Origin of the sequence: Phenylobacterium sp., assembly GCF_030697305.1 — a bacterium.
Taxonomy (GTDB): domain Bacteria; phylum Pseudomonadota; class Alphaproteobacteria; order Caulobacterales; family Caulobacteraceae; genus Phenylobacterium.
The window spans coordinates 1-4,064 of the sequence record NZ_JAUYQL010000031.1; the positions used below are offsets into that span (position 1 = coordinate 1).

Annotated in this window: 3 protein-coding genes; all 3 read right to left on the reverse strand. The window is 69.1% G+C overall.

What is annotated here, in order from left to right; translation table 11 throughout:
* A partial coding sequence (locus Q8R27_RS03490; protein WP_305697703.1) for an ABC transporter substrate-binding protein occupies positions 1-900 on the reverse strand: 900 nt, incomplete at its 3' end.
* Between the two features lie 517 nt (positions 901-1,417).
* The gene (locus Q8R27_RS03495) at positions 1,418-3,223 is read right to left on the reverse strand and encodes an ABC-F family ATP-binding cassette domain-containing protein (RefSeq protein ID WP_305697704.1); all 1,806 of its coding nucleotides are present in this window, start codon (positions 3,221-3,223) and stop codon (positions 1,418-1,420) included.
* A gap of 58 nt (positions 3,224-3,281) precedes the next feature.
* On the reverse strand, positions 3,282-4,064 hold a 783-nt coding region (locus Q8R27_RS03500), incomplete at its 5' end, for a transglycosylase domain-containing protein (protein WP_305697705.1).

Here is a 4,064-nt window from a genome sequence, read left to right on the forward strand (position 1 = left end):
CACACCCAGCCCAGCCTTCGCCGCATCGCCGCCATCGACCAGGCCGGCGGCCTTGATCTTTGCGCGCGCCTGGTCGAGCACGTCCTGGGTCATCTCCGGGTTCGCCTTGCGGATCAGCGCGTCACCGGGGGCGGCGTCGCCGTCGATGTAGCTTTTCCAGCCGGCGGCTGAGCCCTCCACGAATGCCTGCACCGACTTCGGGTCCTTTTCGATCAGCCTCGTCGAGGCCAGCACCATGGCGGCGTAGCCAGGGAAGCCCTCGTCGGCCAACAGGAGCACCTTGGGCTTGAGCCTGGCCTCCTTCTCCAGGGTGTAGGGCTCCGACGTCAGATAGCCCTGCTGGGCGACCCGCTTGTCGGCCAGGAACGGCGCGGAGTTGAAGGTGTACTTGCGCACCTGATCGTCGGTGAATCCGTACTTCGCCTTCAACCAAACCCAGAAGGCGGTGACCGAAGCGTCGGCGAGCAGGATCGGATGGCCCTTCAGATCGGCGATCTTCTCGATCCCCTGATCCGGATGGGCGATCAGCACCTGCGGGTCCTTCTGCATGAACGCCGCCACCGCCTTCACCGGCGCCTTCTCCTGGGCGAGGTTCATGACGATGAAACTGTTGGAGCCCATGCCCATATCCACCGAACCGGCGGCCAGCAGTTGCGGCACGTTCACACCAGGACCGCCCTGGATGATCTCCACCTTGAGGCCACGCTTGGCGTACTCGCCGGTCGCAAGGGCCTGATAGAATCCGCCCTGTTCGGCCTGGGCGCGCCAGTCGGTGGCGAAGCGGATGGCGGTGGATTCGCCGGGCTGCGGGGCGGCCGCCGTCTTGTCCGACGCGGCGGGCTGGCAGGCGCAGAGCATGGCGGTCGCCAGGGCGGTGGCGATCAGTCGGAGGGGGAGCATGTGGAATTCCCGAGCTTGAGCGTGCGGGAGCCTAAGGCGGCAGGCGGCGTCTTCCAAGGCGCCGCATGCAACAGGACGCCGAATAGCAAGAGGGCGGCGCTTCGGTCGCCCGATGCGTCGCCCTCTCATCCAGACCCCTTGCGGGTTCTGCGTCTCCAGGTGGTCCGCGACTTCGATTGACGGGCTTCCCCGTAGGTTTCCATCGCGTCCAGGGTTCTCGGTTCGAACGTGGCTGGGTCGCCCCGGCCTCGTCGCTTCGTGAACCGCTCGCTTCTGCTTTCCGGTCGCCCGGTCCGCGTGCGCTGCATTCCCTTCGACGTCTTGACCTTGGCTCCAAACCTTGTATGAAGCAACCGCCCGAATTCGCCCCGCTGAGGATGATTCGGTTGATGACCTGTGGACCGCCTGCGCATGAGGCTCGGATTCCGCAGTTGAATCAAAAGTTAACGATCATCCACCGATGCGCGCGAGGCCTCGCGCCGACGCGTTCAACTCCGCGTGAAGCTTCTGCGCTCCCTCAGCGGCCGGCCGCCATCGCCTCGCGCCGCTCTTCCAGGGACAGCCATTCCTCCTCGGCGTCGGCGAGCTGGCGGCGCGCGGCGTCTAGGGTCTTGCTCACACGCTGGAACGCCGCCGGGTCACGGCCGTAGAGTCCCGGATCGGCCAGCTCCAATTCGAGCGCCGCGATGCGGCCGGGCAGGGACTGGCTCAGCGCCTCCAATTCCTCGAGCCGACGCTGGTCCTTGTATGACAGCTTAACGGCGCGGGCTGGCGCGGCTGGAGGAGCCGGCGCGGCCTTGGCTGGCGCGCCTCTCGCGGGCGACGAGGCCACCGCCTGGAAGAACCCGGGGTTCTGGGTCAGGAAATCCTGCCATCCGCCCGGCGTCTCCACCACACGGCCCGAGCCGTCCAGCGCAATCGTCGATGTGGCCAGCCGGTCGATGAAGTCGCGGTCGTGGCTGACCAGGATCAGCGTCCCCTCATAGTCGGCCAGCAGATCCTCGAGCAGGTCGAGGGTGTCCATGTCCAGGTCGTTGGTCGGCTCGTCGAGGACCATGACATTGGCGGGTTTGGCCAGCGCCGCGGCCAGCAGCAGGCGGTTGCGTTCGCCGCCGGAGAGGCTGCGCACCGGCTGGCGCATCTGGCTCTCGCGGAACAGGAACTCCTTGGCGTAGGCGGTGACGTGCTTGGGCTGGCCGCGCACCATCACCTGGTCGCCGCCCAGGGGGGTGAGGATGTCCTTCAGCGTCGCCTCGGGTGAAAGGTCGGCGCGCGCCTGATCAATGTAGGCGATCTCCAACCCCGTCCCCAGCTTCACCTCGCCGCTGTCGGGGGCGAGCTGGCCCAGCAGCAGCTTGACCAGCGTGGTCTTGCCGGCGCCGTTCGGACCCACCACGGCGACGCGGTCGCCGCGCAGGATGCGGGTGCTGAAGTCCTTCAGCACGGTGCGTGCGCCGAACGCCTTGGCGATCGACTTGACCTCGGCGACCCGCTGGCCGGAGACGCCGGCGTTGGCGATCTCCATGCCCAGGCCGCCGCGCACCTCGCGCAGCCGGTCGGCCTTGGCCTCGCGCAAGGCGACGAGACGCCGGCGGCGGCCTTCGTTGCGTGCGCGCCTGCCGGTGACGCCGCGCGCCATCCAGTGCTGTTCGCGCTGCAACGACTTGTCGAGCTTGCGGCCTTCCTCAGCCTCGGCGTGGTTGATCTGCTCGGCCCACTCGTCGAAGGCCGCGAAGCCCTTGTCCAGACGGCGCACCGTGCGGTGCTCCAGCCAGAAGCAACGCCCGGTCACCCGCTCCAGGAAGGCGCGGTCGTGGCTGACGATCAGGGCCGCGGCGCGCGAGGCGCGCAGCTCGGTCTCGAGGATTTCGATGGCCAGGATGTCGAGGTGGTTGGTGGGCTCGTCGAGCAGCAGCACGTCCGGCTTCTCGGCGAAAGCGCGCGCCAGCGCCGCGCGGCGGATCTCGCCGCCGGAGAGGCCGATCGCGGCTTTGGCGGGATCGACCCCGAAAGCCTCCAGCGACGCGCTGGCCTCGTGGTCGGCCGCGCCGCCGGCGGTGGCGTAATCCAGCAGCGTCTCACCGGTGATCAACGGTTCTTGCGGCACGAAGGCGATGTGCGCGCCGGGGCTGGCCGTGCGTTCGCCCGCGTCCGGCTCTGCCTGGCCGGCCAGCATGCGCAGCAGGGTCGACTTGCCGGTCCCGTTGCGGCCCACCAGGCAGGCGCGGGCGCGTGGCTCCAGCGCCAGGTCGACGCCGTCGAACAGCATCAGCGGACCGTCGGCCAGACGGACGTCCTTGAGGGCGAGAATGGGAGGCTTCATCCAGCGCAGGGAGATAGCGCCCTTTGCGCCGCCCGCAAGCGGCGTCGCCAGATTAGCCTCAGAACGGCGGTTCGGTCTCCGCGCCTTGCGACCAGGCCGCGTCGCCTTCGTCGGCCGAGGTGCGGGCGAAGGCGGCGGACAGGTCTTCGTAGAATCCGCCCTGTTCAGCCTCTTCGGCGGACGGCGCTTCAGGCTCTAACGGACCGAGCCCGTCCGGCGCCGCGGTGACGCTGGGCAGCAGCCAGTCGAAGTCGCGCGGCGCCAGTCCCTGGTGGGCGACCACCATGAACCTGCGCCACATCCGCGCCGGGGCGTCGCCGCCGGTCACCTTGCGCATCGAGCGGCCGTCGTCGTTGCCCACCCAGACGGCGGTGGCGAACTCCGGCGTGAAACCGACGAACCAGGCGTCGCGCCAGTTCTGGCTGGTGCCGGTCTTGCCCGCCGCCGGCCAGCCGAAATTCGCGCGCTTGCCGGTGCCCGAGGTGATCACACCCTGCATCATCCGCAGCATCAACCCGGCGCGCGCCGCGTCGTAGGCGGGGGCCGGCGCGCTGGGCAGATGGATCACCACGCGTTCGCCGCTGACCGTGCGGACTTCCTCGATGATGTAGGGCTGCACGCGCCCGCCGGCCTGCTGGAACACCTGGAAGGCGCTGGCCATCTCCAGCACGCTGACTTCGTAGGCGCCCAACGCCACCGACAGACCCGGCTCGTCCGGTAGGCTGGTGAAGCCGAAACGCCGGACCAGCGAGCCGATCGCCGCAGGGCCGACCTCCTGGGCCAGCCGCACCGCCACGGTGTTGATCGACCGGGCCAGCGCCGTCTGCACCATCACCGCGCC